Genomic DNA, 15,996 nt, shown 5'->3' on the forward strand with positions numbered 1-15,996 from the left:
CATGAAAAAGGCGCGAGCTTTCACCCGCGCCTTTTCATGAGACTTTTCTCTTGGATCAGAGCGAGGCGTCGAGCGCTTCGATGATCTTGTCGCCCATCTCGGCGGTCGAGACCGGGGTGCCGCCTTCGGGGCCCATCAGGTCCGCGGTGCGCACGCCATCGGCCAGCACTTTCTCGATCGCGTTTTCGAGGCGGGTCGCCTCTTCGCCCTGATCGAAGCTGTAGCGCAACGCCATCGCGAAGCTGAGGATACAGGCGATCGGGTTGGCCTTGCCCTGCCCCGCAATATCGGGCGCCGAACCGTGAACGGGCTCGTACATCGCTTTCGGGCGACCATTCGCCATCGGCGCGCCGAGGCTCGCCGAAGGCAGCATCCCGAGCGAACCGGTCAGCATCGCCGCGCAGTCAGACAAGATGTCGCCGAACAGGTTGTCGGTGACGATCACGTCGAACTGCTTGGGCGCGCGCACGAGCTGCATCGCGCCGTTATCCGCATACATGTGGCTCAGTTCGACTTCCGGGTAGTCCTGACCGACGCGGGTCACGACTTCGCGCCAGAGGATGCCCGACTCCATCACGTTGGCTTTCTCCATCGAGCAGAGCTTCTTGTTGCGCTTCATCGCCAGTTCGAACGCGGCACGGGCGGCGCGCTCGATCTCGGACTCGGTGTAGCGCTGGGTGTTGATGCCGACGCGCTCGTTGCCTTCTTCGAAGATGCCGCGCGGCTCGCCGAAATAGACGCCCGAGGTCAGTTCGCGCACGATCATGATGTCGAGGCCTGCGACCACGTCCTTCTTCAGCGAGGAGAAATCGGCGAGCGCGTCGAAGCATTGCGCGGGGCGCAGGTTCGCAAACAGGTCCATCTCTTTGCGCAGACGCAGCAGGCCGCGCTCCGGCTTCACCGAGAAGTCGAGCGTGTCGTATTTCGGGCCACCCACGGCGCCGAGCAGAACCGCGTCCACTTCCTGCGCCTTCGCCATCGTCTCATCGGCCAGCGGCACGCCGTGCTTGTCATAGGCCGCGCCGCCGACGAGGTCTTCGCTCACGTCGAAGGCGAGGTCGCGCTTGGCACCGTACCAATCGATGACTTTGCGAACCTCGGCCATGACTTCAGGGCCGATCCCGTCGCCGGGCAGGATGAGGATGGAAGGGTTGGTCATTAGGATAATCTCCCGAGAAAACAGGGTCTCGAAGGGGGTATCCCCTGCCCGCCCCCTGGTCAAGCGGCACAGGTCGCGAAACCGTGTCTGGACGATCGGCAAGCGGTTGCCGAGGCTTCGGCGGGCTTTTGCGGATCAAGTGGTTGGCGAGTGGCCCCCGCGCGCGTATGAGCGCATGCTAGAGTTTAGAGCAGGCAGACGACACATGAGGGCGAAATGAATCGCAGGGTACTGATCCTGGGAATGGGCGGTTTGTTCGGATCAGCTGCGGCACGGTCCTTCCGAGCGGCTGGCTGGGACGTCGATCGCTATCGCCGGGGCACCGATATGGCGATCGCGGCGCGCGGCGCGCGGTGGATCGTGAATGCGATGAACCCGCCGAATTACCACGACTGGGCGAACCAGATCCCGCAGATCACCAAGCAGGTTCTGACCGCGTCGCGCGATAGCGGCGCATCGGTGATGGTGCCGGGCAACGTCTATGTCTACGGGCGCGAGCCGTCTCCGTGGAGCGCGTCGACCCCGCATCACGCCTGCACCCGCAAGGGCAATATCCGCGCCGAGATGGAGGCGCGCTATCGCGCCCATGCCGAGGAGGGCCGTTCGGTCGTGATCCTGCGCGGCGGCGATTTCATCAATGCCGAGGCGCCCGACACACTACTCAACCGGGTGATGCTGAAGGATTTGCGCAAGGGCAAGATCACCGCGCTCGGCAAGCCCGATGCGCAGCGCGTCTACGCCGATCTCGAGGACATGACGCGTGTCGCGGTGCAACTTGCCGAGACCGAAGATCACTCGCCCGGTCTTCTCGATCTCGGGTTCCCCGGAACCCGGTTCTCCGTTCGCGAGCTGGCCGAGGAATTCTCCCGCCAGATGGGGCGCGACATCTCGATCAAGAAATTCCCGTGGACGGCGCTTCTGCTCGCATCGCCCGCGTGGGAACTGGCACGCGAACTACGCGAGATGCGCTACCTGTTCGACATGAGCCACGAAATCGACGGCACCGATTTCCACGCACGCTTCCCGGAATTCACGCCGAAGACGCTGCAGCGCGTGGTGTTCGAGCATCTCTATATCCGGGGCCTCAAGGTCGTGCCCGATCAGGGCAATACAATGTCTAGCCAGACCATCTTGTGACGCGAGGCGGCGCGTGCCGCCTCCGCCAAGGGCGCGCCCGGCTCGGGCCAGACGACGCCCGCCGCCTCTACATGCAGATCATTCGACGGCAGAACGTAGTCGAGCCGTAGGTTGCCCGGGCCGTCGTAATCGGCGGTATCAAGGCTCGGGTCGCCCCTATGATCAGGATCCGCCGCAGCTTTCGCCCCCGCGCTCCGCGGCTGGGGGTCTCGGAAATGCGGACCGTTCAGCAGCAGATCGAGCGCATCGCGCCGCCCCTCCCCGTCCTTCGGGTCGAGGTTGGCGTCGCCCATCAGGATCACCGGCGCTTCGGGCGGCAGCGCGTCGAGCTCCCCATCCAGATAGCGCAGCCAGAAGGCGATCTCATCACGATTGCGGCGTCCGTTGCGATCTTCCGGCCCATCGAACACCGGCGGCGTCGCGGAGAAGGCCAGAAGATGAAGGCGCTCGCCCGACGGCAACTTGAGCGGCACGTCCCAATGCCCCGTCGAACTGAGGCGCTGTACCGCCATCGCGTCGGGCGACAGCTCCGCCCCGGCGATCCTCCCGTCGGGCAGGTCCTTCCACAGCATCCTGGAGAAGTCGCGCACACGGTCGGCCTCGATCGGATAACGCGACAGAAGCGCCATGCCGCCCTGCCCCGGAAATCGTCCGTAGCCTTGGGCATCCCGCGCTTCGCCTAGCTTTCCGTTGCCGTCGAGATCGGCCCCGCTCGGCCAGCCGCTATTGGGGCGCGGCGCGAAAAGGTGCGGATAGGGCTGCGCGAGGCGTTCGTTCAGCGCCTCCAGCGACAGCCCGTCGAGATCCCAGTCGATCCCGGTCAGCAGCAGAACATCCGGCGCGATCGTGTCCACGATCCGCGTCGCCGCCGCGACCTGCGCCTCGCCTTTGCGGATATCTTTCAGAAGAAGGCCGGGACCCCGGCGCGACAGCCCAGCATCCCATGTCGCCACACGCAGAGTCTCTGCCGTGGCGGGCAGCGCGAAACAGAGCGCGATCAGGCCGGCAAGTAGTCGCTCGCCCCGGAGGCGAGACGCTTGTTCTCGATCATTTGCGCGACCCGGGCCAGCGCGATGCCGCGCATGAACAGGCTTGCGGGAAGGAAGGCCCATGCCGTCACCATCCAGATCATCGTGTGTGGCACTTCCAGCGTCACGATCACGAAACTGACCGAAACGAGTTTGAGCACCGCCGGAATAAGGAAGGGTAAAAGAAATCCGAGTGCAATGTTGAACCACGCGTCGCGGCGCAGGCGCTCGACCACGTCGCCGCCCGCGGTGGGGTCGAAGGTCGGCAGATTTACCCAGACGTTGAATTTGGTATGCGCCTGCGGCCAGCCCATGATCCGCATGACGATGACGAAATAGCCGAGGGTCAGCAGCGAGATCAGGTAGGCCATCCCCGCCGCGGTGCGCACCAGCGCGACCTGATGCAAAGAGGCATCCGCCGGAAGCGCGAGCTGTAACAGGCGCACGGGGCTGTAAGGCACGTCGATGGAGCTTGCGACCGTAGTGCCTAGAACCTCGATCAACCGGGTCAGCGTCGACGCGTGATATTGCGACTGTACCGCAAGAGAGAGCAGGCCGACGGTTAGAAACAGCGACATGAACCGAATGCGGTTGAAGGGCGGCGCATCGCGAAACTCGATCAGACCGGGATAGACCGAGGCGTATTCGAACAGGGTCAGCGCAAATCCGAACAGCGCCATCAACGCCACGATCTGGGCGGTGTCGCTACTGGTATCGGGCAGTATGAGCGCGGGGATGCAAATCACCACCGCAACGAGGATCGCGCGAAAGAGCGCCCCTGAGAGACGTGAAAACACAGTTACCCTACCCTTCCCTGCGGTCGGATTCGATACATTGCCGATCCTTTTACCCGCAAGACGCGCGCCAAATGTGACCCGCTGCCTCAAACTTGCCATGATTTTGCCCAAGTTCCCGATCCAAGCAAATACTGTTTTCAGACTCTCTGCCGTATTCGGGCGTTTTCTGGAAAGACCTGGTGCGACATTGCATCAATAAAGGTGCAAAATTGTGGCAAACTAGGGAGCGGAACCATATTTTGTGGATCAAGGGCTTAGCGGGTCAAAAGCCCTCAGGAGTCGCGGCTGGCAAAGCCAAGTGCGGCAAGACCGACACCATCCGCGAGAAGCTGGATGCCCAGCAAAAGCCCGAGGATCTGCGTCGCGATCTGATCGAAGGCCGCGAAGATCAAAAGCCCGAGAAGGATCGAAACCGCGCCCGACAGGACCAGCATCCAGCGCAGGCGCGGCGCCGCGAGGCGCAGGCCGATCAGCAGGCGCAACGCCCCCATCAGCAGGAAGAGCACGCCGACCACCGCTGCGAGCGAGACCGTGCCGGACATCGGATCGGCGATCAGCCAGACGCCGACGACGATATTGAGAAGCGCGATCAGCCCGTGCCACGCGCGATGCGCCCCGTCTCGGCCGTTGAAGGCGAGCCACGCCTGCACCACCCCGGCAATCAGGAACAGTATGCCCACGAAGGTAGTCAGGGCCAGAGAGGTCGCGAAAGGATTCGTGATGGCCGCGACGCCGAGAACAATCAGCACGAGGCCGGTCATCAGAAACAGGGTCGAAACGCGCATCGCATCATCCTCTCGGTCTACGTCAAATGATGAACGATACCACGGGCGGTGCGTTCCCGCGCCCCCTCCTCACGAAAAAAGCCGCCCGGGTCGGGGCGGCTTTTCCTGTTCTTATGGTATCGGGTATTACACCCAGGGACGCGCCTGATGCATCTGCGTCTCGAAGCTGTCGATGGCTGCGGCCTTTTCAAGCGTCAGGCCGATATCGTCGAGACCTTCGAGCAGGCAATGCTTCTTGAAAGCGTCGACATCGAACTTGATCGTCTCGCCTTCCGAGGTCGTGATCTCCTGGTTCTCGAGATCGACGGTCATCCGTGCGTTCGAACCCTTCTCCGCATCCTTCATCAGGATATCGACCTGCTCCTGCGGCAGCACGATCGGCAACATCCCGTTCTTGAACGAGTTGTTGTAGAAGATGTCGGCGAAGGAGGTCGAGATGATCACCTTGATGCCGAAATCGGCGAGCGCCCACGGGGCGTGCTCACGCGAGGAGCCGCAACCGAAGTTGTCGCCGACCACGAGGATCTGCGCTTCCCGATATTGCGGCTTGTTGAGAACGAAGTCGGGGTTCTCGTTGCCCTGACGGTCGTAACGCATCTCGTCGAACGCATGCACGCCGAGCCCGGTACGCTTGATGGTTTTCAGGAAACCCTTGGGGATGATCATATCGGTGTCGATATTGACCAGCGGCATGGGCGCGGCGATCCCGGTAACTTTTTCGAACTTTTCCATTCTCGTCGCTCCTTACGCGTCTTCCATTTCCATCAGCTTCCGAACATCCGTCAGATGACCGGTGACGGCAGCGGCGGCGGCCATGGCCGGGCTCATCAGATGGGTGCGGCCCTTGTAGCCCTGACGCCCCTCGAAGTTACGGTTCGAGGTCGACGCGCAACGCTCGCCCTCTGCCAGCTGGTCGGGGTTCATCGCGAGACACATCGAGCAGCCCGCCATGCGCCATTCGAACCCGGCGTCGAGGAAGATCTTGTCCAGACCCTCTTCTTCGGCCTGAGCCCGCACGAGACCCGAGCCCGGCACGACCATCGCGCGGACGCCGTCGGCCAGCTTGCGGCCTTTGACGACTTCGGCGGCGGCGCGCAGATCCTCGATCCGGCCGTTGGTGCACGAGCCGATGAAGACCACGTCGATCTTGATGTCAGTCAGCTTGGTGCCCGCTTCGAGGCCCATGTAGTCGAGCGCGCGCTTGGCCGCTTCGACCTTACCGCCCTTGAAGTCTTCCGGCGCGGGCACGGAGCCCGAGATCGGCAGCACGTCCTCGGGCGAAGTGCCCCAGGTCACGACGGGCTCGATCTCTTCGGCCTTGATGGTGACGACCTTGTCGAAATGCGCGCCCTCGTCGGTGTAGAGCTGCTTCCACCAATGCAGAGCCGCCTCCCATTGCGCGCCTTTCGGAGCGTGAGCCCGGCCTTTGACGTATTCGAAGGTCTTCTCGTCCGGCGCGATGAGGCCAGCGCGCGCGCCGCCTTCGATCGCCATGTTGCAGACGGTCATGCGGCCTTCCATCGACAGCTCGCGGATCGCTTCGCCGCAATATTCGATGACATGACCAGTGCCGCCGGCAGTGCCGGTCGCGCCGATGACCGACAGCGTGATGTCCTTGGCGGTGACGCCCGGACGCAGCTTGCCGGTGATCTCGACCTTCATGTTCTTCGACTTCGACTGGATCAGCGTCTGGGTCGCCAGAACATGCTCCACTTCCGAGGTACCGATGCCGTGAGCGAGCGCACCGAACGCGCCATGGGTCGCGGTGTGGCTGTCGCCGCAGACGACCGTCATGCCCGGCAGCGTCCAGCCCTGTTCAGGACCGACGATGTGCACGATGCCCTGACGCACGTCGGAGACCGGGTAATAGTTCACCCCGAAGTCCTTGGCGTTCTTGTCGAGCGCATCGACCTGAATCCGGCTTTCCTCGTTCTCGATCCCCTTCGCGCGGTCGAGCGTGGTCGGCACGTTGTGATCCGGTACGGCGATAGTTTTCTCCGGCGCGCGCACCTTGCGGCCCGCCATGCGCAGCCCTTCGAAGGCTTGCGGCGAGGTCACTTCGTGGACGAGGTGGCGGTCGATATAGAGCAGGCTGGTGCCGTCTTCGTCTTCGGACACGACATGCGCGTCCCAGATCTTGTCATAGAGGGTCTTCGGAGCAGACATGGCTCTCACTTTCTTTGGATGGCTGGCCTATAAAACGGCCGTTTGTCAGACATGGGACAGCAGGCGCAGATATGCGCCCGCGGGCGCAGAGCATCAAAGTCGTGCCAGCACCGAGCGGCTTTCGCCGTAGAAGCGCTCGCGGAGGCGGGCGCGGTCATCCATGTCGAAAACGAGTGTCATGGGCCGCTAAATACGGCGAATCCGGCGCTGAGGCAATCGAAGAGTCCGTGTTTGGCCTGATCGCAAAACCGGGCTAACGTCATTTCCATGGATTTCGCGAACGGGGACATCGTCAAGATTTTGAGTTCGATCTGGGCGCAGATCGAAATCTTCCTCAATTCTATGGTCTTGCCCTCGCGGCTCTGGCAATTCGGGATCATCGCAGCGTGTTTTGCGCTGGCCCATCTCGGGCGCATCTGGCTCGCGCCGAAAGTCGACGACTGGGGGCGGAGGCGTGAGCTCTCGACCCGTCAGCTTCGCTGGCTGATCCTGCTCCGGAAGCGTCTGCGCGGATTTCTCTTCATTGTGTTCGCATGGGCGTCGGTGTTCGTGCTCGAGGCAACCAAGGGTTTTTATTCCTGGCGCTTCCTCGTGGTGCTGGCCGCCACGCTCGTCACGGCATGGCTCGTCGTCGGCCTCGTCGCGCGGCTGATCCGAAATGCGCTCCTGCGCGGTATCGTGCGCTGGGGCGCGTGGATCTGGGTCACGCTCTATTACCTCGGGCTTTGGGACGAAACGGTGCGGCTCTTGAACGGGACCGCGGTCGAATTCGGTGATTTCCGCATCACGGCCTACGGGGTTCTCAAGGCACTGGTGCTGACGACGATCCTTCTGTCGGTGGCGCGGATCATCTCTGGGCAGACCTCGGCGCGGCTGCGGACCAACGAGGATATCAGCCCGTCGATGTCGGAGCTGGTCATCAAGGTGATGCAGGTTCTGCTTTACGGCGCGGCGCTGTTCATCGGGATCAAGGCGGTAGGATTCGACCTGACCGGGCTTGCGGTTCTGTCCGGTGCGATCGGCGTGGGCCTTGGCTTCGGTCTGCAGAAAGTCGTGTCAAACCTCGTCTCGGGCGTGATCATCCTGCTGGATAAATCGATCAAGCCCGGCGACGTGATCAGCCTTGGCGAAACCTTCGGCTGGATCAATTCGCTGGGCGCGCGCTATGTCTCGGTCGTCACGCGCGACGGCAAGGAATACCTGATCCCGAATGAAGACCTGATCACGGGGCAGGTGGTCAACTGGTCCCATTCCAACGAATTCGTCCGGATCGACCTGCCCTTCGGCACCTCCTATCACGATGACCCACATCTGGTGCGCAAACTCGCGGTGGAGGCCGCGCAATCGGTGAACCGCGTCCTGAAGAACCGCCCGACGGTTTGCCACGTGACCGGTTTCGGCAACAGTTCGGTCGATTACCTCCTGCGGTTCTGGATCACCGACCCGGTCGAGGGACTGACCAATGTGCGCGGCCAAGTGTTTCTCGCGCTCTGGGATACGTTCAAGGCGAACGGCATTTCGATCCCGTTCCCGCAGCGCGAAGTGCGCGTGCTCGAAGGGTCACAGCTTGACTTGCAACAGGCTCCGGAAACGCATAGCGAAAATTCGCCGCAGGAAAATTGAAATCGGACCTGCGGAATGCTACTTTTGAAAGACGTCCAGCGCCGGGACTATTGTGGCGCGTAACATCTGGAGGACCATGTCCTGTCTCATCTTTCCCTCGTGCCGAGTGATGCCGGCACAAAGGCAGCGGCCATGAATACACGGGCCGTCAACGCCGAAGCGACGAGCGAAGAAATCCTCGCGCGCGTCATCTCTTCCCTCGAAGACGACAAGGCCGAAGATATCGTGACCATCGACCTGCGCGGTCGGTCCTCGATCGGCGACTATATGGTTGTCTGTTCCGGGCGCAGCACGCGTCAGGTCAGCGCCATAGCCGAAAACCTGACCGAGCGGCTGAAGCACGAATTCGACCGGGCTTGCAAAGTCGAGGGCAAGGATCAGGGCGACTGGGTGCTGATCGACAGCTCTGACGTCATCGTTCACGTCTTCCGCCCGGAAGTGCGCGAGTTTTATCAGCTGGAAAAGATGTGGATGCCTGCGGGCGCCCCCGTCTGAGTTCGGCTGCATGAAGATCACGATCTGCGCGGTGGGCCGCTTGCGCAAGGGGCCCGAGCGCGAGCTGATCGACGACTACCTGAAACGCTTCGAGAAATCCGGGCGCGCCTTCGGGCTCGGCCCGGCTTCCGTCGTCGAGGTCGAAGACAAGAAAGGCTTGGGGCAGGGCGCGGAAGCAGAGTTGCTCAGCCGCGCCATTCCCGAGGGATCGGTCATCGTCACCCTCGACGAACGCGGCAGCCTGATCTCATCGCCGGAATTCGCCACGAAACTGCAAGGCTGGCGCGATCAGGCGCGCGACGTGGCTTTCGTGATCGGCGGTGCGGACGGGATCGACCCGGCCCTGCGCAGCCGCGCCGAGTTTTCCATCTCCTTCGGCAAGATGGTCTGGCCGCATATGCTGGCCCGCGTCATGCTGACCGAACAGATTTACCGCGCCGGACAGATCATCGCCGGCACACCCTATCACCGCGTCTGATCGACAGGTCACTAACCTCTGCTCCCATCGACAGCTTGCACCGCATCACGACGACGTTACGCTGCGTCCGAAAATGATGTGCAGCAGGTCAGGCCCGATGAATACTCTTCGAGACATGAACATATCCGGCGCGTCCATTTCCCGCGAGGCAATGATGCTACTGGGGTTCCAGCGCACGCGCCAGATTTCCGGCACTGCGCGAAAGGCTTGGGAAGACGGTGACAGGGGGCCCGCGTTCGAAGAAGTCGAGACCCGCAACGAGGAGATCTTTCGCGGCGCGCTCGCCGAGGTCTTCACCGAGTATCTACCGCTGCGCAAGACGCTCGAGGAAACCGGCCGCCGTCCGACCCATGTGGTCGACATCGGCTGTGGGCAGGGGCTCAACGACGCATTGCTGATCAAGGATTACGATTGCGCCGTGACCCTGATCGATATCGAGGAAACCCCGGAGCAATATCATTTCTGGAGCGATACCGGTGCAGGCTATGCCTCGCTCGACGCCGCAGCGGCGTTCCTGCGCGACAATGGCGCCCGCGCGGTCGAGACACTCAACCCGGTCAAGCAGCCTGATGCGCTGGACGGAGTCACGGGCGATCTTGTCACCAGCCTGATTTCCTGCGGCTTCCATTATCCGATCGGCGATTATCTCGACCTGATGATGCGGGTGATCCGGGACGGCGGGGCTGTCGTGCTGGACCTGCGCCGGCGCTATATGGAAAAGCCCGACGCGGCGCTCGCCTCGCTGCTCGAAGTCACGCGACAGACCGAGATACTCAGCTACGAGAAGAAGGCCCGGCGGATCATGTTCCAGGCCTGAGCCTCGCATGCCCCCGGTTGCCGCGACGGCCTGCGAGGCGTATGAGGGGGCAACAGATTAGGAGGCCGCCATGACCCGCCCGAAACCCGTCGTCCTGTGCATTCTCGATGGCTTTGGCGAGCGAAAGGAGCGCGAAGGCAACGCGCCCTTGCTGGCCGACACCCCGAACCTCGACCGTGTCCTGTGGAACAACCCGGCGAAATCGACGCTGGTGACCTTCGGCCCCGATGTCGGTCTGCCGAGCGGTCAGATGGGCAATTCCGAAGTCGGCCACACCAATATCGGCGCGGGACGGGTGGTGGCGATGGATCTGGGCCAGATTGATCTGGCGATCGAGGATGGCTCTTTCTTCGAGAACCAGGCGATCTTGTCCTTCATCGACACGATGAAAGAGAGCGGCGGGCGCGCGCATCTGATGGGCGTCATCTCGGATGGTGGTGTGCACGGCCATATCGAACATACGCTCGCTGCGGCGAAAATGGTCTCGGAGGCAGGCGTCCCCGTTCTGATCCACGCGATCACCGACGGGCGCGATGTCGCCCCCGATAGCGCGAAGTCCTTCGTTTCGGATCTTTGCGACCGGCTCCCCGAGGGCTGCACCGTCGTCACCGTCGATGGCCGCTATTACGCGATGGACCGCGACAACCGCTGGGACCGCGTCGGCCTTGCCTATGACGCGATGATCAACGGCAAAGGGCAGGGGGCAGACACCCCAGTGGCCGCGGTCGAAGCCAGCTACGACAAGGACGAGATGGACGAGTTCATCAAGCCCACCGTGATCGGCGATTACGAGGGCGCAAAGGATGGCGATGGCTTCTTCTGCCTCAACTTCCGCGCCGACCGCGCGCGCGAAATCCTGCGCGCGATCGGCGAGCCGGACTTCTCGGAATTCGAGACGGGAACGCGTCCGAAATGGGCGGCGCTGCTGGGGATGGTCGAGTATTCCGACAAGCATAACGCCTATATGAAGACCGCCTATCCGAAGCGCGAAATCGTAAACACGCTCGGAGAGTGGATATCAAAACAAGGGCTTAGCCAATTCCACTTGGCGGAGACAGAGAAATATCCGCACGTCACTTTCTTCCTCAACGGCGGCAAGGAAGAGCCGTGGGAAGGCGAAGACCGCTACATGCCGAAATCGCCCAAGGTCGCGACCTATGACCTGCAGCCCGAGATGAGCGCGCCGGAAGTCACCGACAAGTTCGTCGAGGCGATCGAGACCGGGTACGACCTGATCATCGTGAACTACGCCAACCCCGATATGGTCGGCCATACCGGCTCTCTGAAAGCCGCGATCGCTGCGGTGGAAGAGATCGACCACGATATCGGCCGCGTCGTCGAGGCGCTGGAGGCTGCGGGCGGCGCGATGATCATCACCGCCGATCACGGCAATTGCGAAACCATGATCGATCCGGAAACCGGCGGTCCGCACACCGCGCATACCACGAACCTCGTGCCGGTCTCTCTGGTTGGCGGGCCGGAGGGCGCCAAGCTGCGCGACGGACGGCTTGCGGATCTCGCGCCGACGCTACTGGACCTGATGCAGATCGATCAACCCGAAGAAATGACCGGAAAGAGCCTGATCGTATCGTGATCCGCGCCGCACTCGCAGCTCTTCTGATTTCCGCCGGGCCGCTTTGGGCGGACGGATCTGGCGACGCCGCACTCAAGGCCTCGGCCGATCTGCGCAAGGCGATCACCGCGCTCGACGCGGCGCAGTCGAAGTCGGATCGCATTGCAGCACTAACGAAAACGATCCATGCCTATGAACAAGGGCTGAGCGCGCTGCGCGACGGGTTGCGCCGCGCAGCGATCCGCGAGCGCGAGATCAAGCAAGGCTTCGACGCGAAACGCGAAGAGCTTGGCAGTTTGCTGGCTGTCATGTCGACCATGCAGCAATCCGACGGGCCGCTGCTGCTGCTGCATCCGTCCGGTCCCGAAGGCTCGGCGCGGTCCGGGATGGTGCTGTCCTCGGTCGCGCCTGCCTTGCAGGACGAGGCGCAGAAGCTGAGCGTCCACCTTGAGGAAATTGCGACCCTGCGCAAACTGCAGGAAAACGCGCGCGAGACCCTCGAAAAGGGGATGGTCTCGGTGACCAAGGCCCGCACTGCGCTGTCGGAGGCCATTTCCGAGCGCCGCGAAAAGCTGCCGCAGCGCTATCTCGAGGAACCCGAGGAGCTGACCGCGCTGGTGCAAAGCGCCGATACGCTCGAAGGCTTCGCGACCGGGTTGAGCGATATGGAAAACGATATCGGTCCGCCGCGCGGAGATTTCGCGGGCGCAAAGGGCACGCTGAACTTGCCGGTTATCGGCTCGGTGCTGCGTGGCTTCAACGAACCGGATGCGGCAGGGATCAAACGTCCCGGCCTCGTGATTGCCAGTGAGCCGGGATCTCTGGTCACGACGCCTTGGGCTGCGACGATCCGATACCGCGGTCCCTTGCTCGACTACGGAAATGTGATGGTCCTCGAACCCGCAGATGGATATCTTCTGGTTCTTGCGGGCCTCGGAACCGTCTATGGTGAGGTCGGAGACGTGCTGCCAAAGGGCACGCCCATCGGCTTGATGGGCGGAATTCAGCCGGGAGCGAAGGAATTCGGCAAGGAATTCGTGCAGGCGGCGACAGATGGCGCTGGTGCAGATCGCAGCGAGACGCTTTATTTGGAACTGAGAGAGGGCGGCAAGCCCGTGGACCCGACGCCGTGGTTCATCCAGACAAAAGACGACAAGGGTTGAGTATGAAAAAGTTCATGATGGCAGCGGTTGGCGGGACGCTTGCGGGCGCGCTTCTGTCCACGCAAGTCGCGGCGCCGCTGATGGCTGAGGAAACGAAACGCAACGAAACCGTCTACCAGCAGCTGGACCTGTTCGGCGACATCTTCGAGAAGATCCGCCAGGACTATGTCGAGCCGGTCGATAGCAAGAAGCTGATCGAAGCCGCAATCAACGGCATGCTCAGCTCTCTCGACCCGCATTCAAGCTACCTGCCGCCTTCCGATTACAGCGATATGCGCGTGCAGACGCGCGGTTCGTTCGGCGGTCTCGGTATCGAGGTCACGCAGGAAGACGGCTTCGTGAAGGTGGTTTCGCCGATGGACGGTACGCCCGCGGCCGAAGCCGGCATTCAGTCCGGCGATTTCATCACCGCGGTCGATGGCGAGTCCCTGATGGGTATCCCGCTCGATCAGGCAGTCGACAAGATGCGTGGGCCGGTCGGCTCGGACATCACCGTGACCATCGTCCGCGAAGGCGAGCAGGATCCGTTCGACGTCACGCTGACCCGCGACACGATCAAGCTGACCGCCGTGAAGGGGCGCCATGACGGCGATACCGTCATTCTGCGCATCACCACCTTCAACGACCAGACCTTCCCGAACCTCGAATCCTCGATCAAGGAGCAGGTGAAAGAGGTCGGCGGCATGGACAAGGTCGACGGCTTCATCATCGACCTGCGCAACAACCCCGGCGGTCTTCTGACGCAGGCGATCAAGACGGCGGATGCGTTCCTCGACAAGGGTGAGATCGTCTCCACCCGCGGTCGGAACCCGCAGGATAGCGAGCGCTTCAACGCGACCGCGGGCGACATGGCCAACGGCAAGCCGATCGTCGTGCTGATCAACGGCGGCTCGGCGTCGGCTTCGGAAATCGTGACCGGCGCGCTGCAGGATCATCACCGCGCGATCGTCGTCGGCACCAAGAGCTTCGGCAAAGGCTCGGTCCAGACGGTCATGCCGATCCAGGGCGAGGGCGCGATGCGTCTGACAACCGCGCGCTACTACACGCCGTCGGGTCGTTCGATTCAGTCGCTGGGCATTGCCCCCGACGTGGTCGTGCCGCAGCCCGATCAGCCGAAATCGCAGGATAAGGCGGCCGCTGAAGGCGACAACGCCCGCAAGATGACCTCCGAGGCCGATCTGAAAGGTGCAATCACCAACGACTCGATGACCGAGGACGAGAAGAAACAGGCCGAGGACGAGCGCGCGAAAGCCGAAGAGGCCGCGAAGCGCCGGATGGAAGATTTCCAGATGTCCTACGCGATTGACCTGATCAAAGGCCTCTCGGCCATCGCGCCGGAAGCCAAGGCTGACACCGCGTCGACGCAGCAAGCCGAAGCGCCGAGCGCCGACAGCAAAACCGACACGCAGCAGAATTGAGGGGAAGGGGCCTTCGGGCCCCTTTTTCATATGACTCCCGAAGAAATCGTTAAACTTCCTTACCGCCGCAATGTCGGCGTCGTTCTGATGAACCCCGCGGGCCTCGTCTTCGCGGGCCAGCGCATCGACAATCCTGGACCGGCCTGGCAGATGCCGCAGGGCGGGATCGACAAGGGTGAAAAGCCGAAAGAAGCCGCACTGCGCGAGTTGGAAGAAGAAACCGGGGTGAACCCCGATCTCGTCGAAATCGTCGCGAAAACCTCCGATTGGGTACGCTACGACCTGCCGCACGATCTTGTGCCGAAAATCTGGAACGGTCGCTGGCGCGGGCAGGAGCAGAAATGGTTCCTGATGCGCTTCCTCGGCTCCGACGATCAGGTGCGCATCGACACGGACCATCCCGAATTTTCGGTCTGGCAGTGGATGCCCTTCGACGAACTGGTCGAGAAGATCGTCCCCTTCAAACGCTCGGTCTACGAGGCCGTTCGCGCCGAATTCAGAGACTATCTCGGCTGAATTCTCAGAAATCGAGGCCCAGATCAAGCGTCCGCGCCGAATGGGTGAGCGCACCGGAAGAGATGTAATCCACGCCGGTCGCTGCCACTTCGGCAATCCGCTCGAACGTCATGTTCCCCGAGGCTTCCAGTACGACGCGGCCCGCATTAAGCGCCACGGCCGCACGCAGCTCCGCGCTGTCCATATTGTCGAGCAGGATGACATCGGCGCCACCGATTTTCAGCGCCTCTTCCATCTGGCGCAGCGTGTCGACTTCCAGCTCGATCCGCATCATGTGACTGCGCGCCGCTTTCGCCGCTTCGAGCACCGCGCGCACGCTCCCGGCGGCCGCAATATGGTTATCCTTGATCAGGATCGCGTCCGACAGGCCGTAACGATGGTTGAAACCGCCGCCATGGGTCACCGCCGCTTTCTCGAGCGCGCGTAGACCCGGGGTGGTCTTCCGGGTGCAAGTGATACGCGCCTTCGTGCCTTCGGTTTTCGCGACGAAGCTCGCGGTTTTCGTGGCAATCCCGCTGAGGCGTCCCGCGAAATTCAGCGCCACCCGCTCCGCCATCAGGATCGACGCGGCCGAGCCATCGACCGTCAGCAAGGTCTCCCCGGCTTGGCACGGTTTGCCATCCGCGATCAGTATCGAGACGCGCAGCGTCGGATCGACCAGTCGAAACGCCATCGCCGCGACCTGCAACCCTGAAGCGACGCCATCTTCCCGCGCTTTCAGCCGCGCGGAATAGGTCTTGCCCGCCGGAATCACCGCCTTCGTCGTCGCGTCGCCCATCGGCGAAAGGTCTTCGACCAGCGCGGCGCGGACAATCGGTTCGATCAGCAAATCGGGCAACAT

Annotated in this window: 16 protein-coding genes; 9 read left to right on the plus strand and 7 right to left on the minus strand. The window is 62.5% G+C overall.

From position 1 onward, the window contains the following. Nucleotides 1–55: 55 nt before the first annotated feature. Nucleotides 56–1,159, minus strand: a complete 1,104-nt coding sequence (leuB, locus tag B6V72_RS10365; protein WP_088735495.1) for a 3-isopropylmalate dehydrogenase — start codon at nt 1,157–1,159, stop codon at nt 56–58. A gap of 216 nt (nt 1,160–1,375) precedes the next feature. On the opposite strand from leuB, the gene B6V72_RS10370 reads away from it, so the two are divergent. Then, a complete protein-coding gene (locus tag B6V72_RS10370) occupies nt 1,376–2,296 on the plus strand; it encodes a hypothetical protein (protein ID WP_075776752.1) in 921 nt (306 codons plus the stop codon). Here the strand turns inward: B6V72_RS10370 and B6V72_RS10375 are convergent. The 5 genes from B6V72_RS10375 to leuC all read right to left on the minus strand — a co-directional run bounded on the left by B6V72_RS10375 (nt 2,260) and on the right by leuC (nt 7,072). After that, nucleotides 2,260–3,249 carry an endonuclease/exonuclease/phosphatase family protein gene (locus B6V72_RS10375; RefSeq protein WP_346394102.1) on the minus strand — a complete coding sequence of 330 codons (990 nt, stop codon included), beginning with the start codon at nt 3,247–3,249 and terminating at the stop codon, nt 2,260–2,262. The genes B6V72_RS10370 and B6V72_RS10375 overlap by 37 nt on opposite strands. 44 nt (nt 3,250–3,293) lie before the next feature. Next, nucleotides 3,294–4,121, minus strand: coding sequence for a hypothetical protein (locus B6V72_RS10380; protein WP_075776750.1), 828 nt, complete (start codon nt 4,119–4,121; stop codon nt 3,294–3,296). 272 nt (nt 4,122–4,393) lie between these two features. Next, on the minus strand, nt 4,394–4,906 hold the full coding sequence (locus B6V72_RS10385; RefSeq protein WP_088735497.1) for a DUF308 domain-containing protein: 513 nt from the start codon (nt 4,904–4,906) through the stop codon (nt 4,394–4,396). Between the two features lie 126 nt (nt 4,907–5,032). Then, a complete protein-coding gene (gene leuD, locus B6V72_RS10390) occupies nt 5,033–5,638 on the minus strand; it encodes a 3-isopropylmalate dehydratase small subunit (RefSeq protein WP_075776748.1) in 606 nt (201 codons plus the stop codon). A 12-nt stretch (nt 5,639–5,650) separates the two neighbouring features. After that, on the minus strand, nt 5,651–7,072 hold the full coding sequence (gene leuC, locus B6V72_RS10395) for a 3-isopropylmalate dehydratase large subunit (RefSeq protein ID WP_075776747.1): 1,422 nt from the start codon (nt 7,070–7,072) through the stop codon (nt 5,651–5,653). Between the two features lie 267 nt (nt 7,073–7,339). On the opposite strand from leuC, the gene B6V72_RS10400 reads away from it, so the two are divergent. From B6V72_RS10400 to B6V72_RS10435, 8 genes are all read left to right on the plus strand, one after another. After that, nucleotides 7,340–8,695, plus strand: a complete 1,356-nt coding sequence (locus tag B6V72_RS10400) for a mechanosensitive ion channel domain-containing protein (protein ID WP_075776746.1) — start codon at nt 7,340–7,342, stop codon at nt 8,693–8,695. 132 nt (nt 8,696–8,827) lie between these two features. Beyond that, the gene (rsfS, locus tag B6V72_RS10405) at nt 8,828–9,190 is read left to right on the plus strand and encodes a ribosome silencing factor (RefSeq protein WP_075776745.1); all 363 of its coding nucleotides are present in this window, start codon (nt 8,828–8,830) and stop codon (nt 9,188–9,190) included. A gap of 10 nt (nt 9,191–9,200) precedes the next feature. Next, on the plus strand, nt 9,201–9,668 hold the full coding sequence (rlmH, locus tag B6V72_RS10410) for a 23S rRNA (pseudouridine(1915)-N(3))-methyltransferase RlmH (RefSeq protein WP_088723493.1): 468 nt from the start codon (nt 9,201–9,203) through the stop codon (nt 9,666–9,668). Between the two features lie 154 nt (nt 9,669–9,822). Continuing rightward, nucleotides 9,823–10,485, plus strand: a complete 663-nt coding sequence (locus tag B6V72_RS10415) for a class I SAM-dependent methyltransferase (protein ID WP_088727549.1) — start codon at nt 9,823–9,825, stop codon at nt 10,483–10,485. Nucleotides 10,486–10,555: 70 nt separating this feature from the next. Continuing rightward, a complete protein-coding gene (gpmI, locus tag B6V72_RS10420) occupies nt 10,556–12,079 on the plus strand; it encodes a 2,3-bisphosphoglycerate-independent phosphoglycerate mutase (protein WP_088735498.1) in 1,524 nt (507 codons plus the stop codon). After that, nucleotides 12,076–13,221: a peptidoglycan DD-metalloendopeptidase family protein gene (locus tag B6V72_RS10425; protein ID WP_075776741.1), complete on the plus strand. Its 1,146-nt coding sequence runs from the start codon at nt 12,076–12,078 to the stop codon at nt 13,219–13,221. The genes gpmI and B6V72_RS10425 overlap by 4 nt, the downstream gene beginning before the upstream one ends. Before the next feature lie 2 nt (nt 13,222–13,223). Continuing rightward, nucleotides 13,224–14,639 carry a S41 family peptidase gene (locus B6V72_RS10430; protein WP_088725288.1) on the plus strand — a complete coding sequence of 472 codons (1,416 nt, stop codon included), beginning with the start codon at nt 13,224–13,226 and terminating at the stop codon, nt 14,637–14,639. Between the two features lie 30 nt (nt 14,640–14,669). Further along, a complete protein-coding gene (locus B6V72_RS10435; RefSeq protein ID WP_088719943.1) occupies nt 14,670–15,155 on the plus strand; it encodes an RNA pyrophosphohydrolase in 486 nt (161 codons plus the stop codon). 4 nt (nt 15,156–15,159) lie between these two features. Here the strand turns inward: B6V72_RS10435 and nadC are convergent, their stop codons facing one another. After that, a complete protein-coding gene (nadC, locus tag B6V72_RS10440; RefSeq protein WP_088735499.1) occupies nt 15,160–15,996 on the minus strand; it encodes a carboxylating nicotinate-nucleotide diphosphorylase in 837 nt (278 codons plus the stop codon).

The sequence above is a fragment of the Thioclava sp. F34-6 genome, from assembly GCF_002213235.1.
Lineage (GTDB): Bacteria > Pseudomonadota > Alphaproteobacteria > Rhodobacterales > Rhodobacteraceae > Thioclava > Thioclava nitratireducens.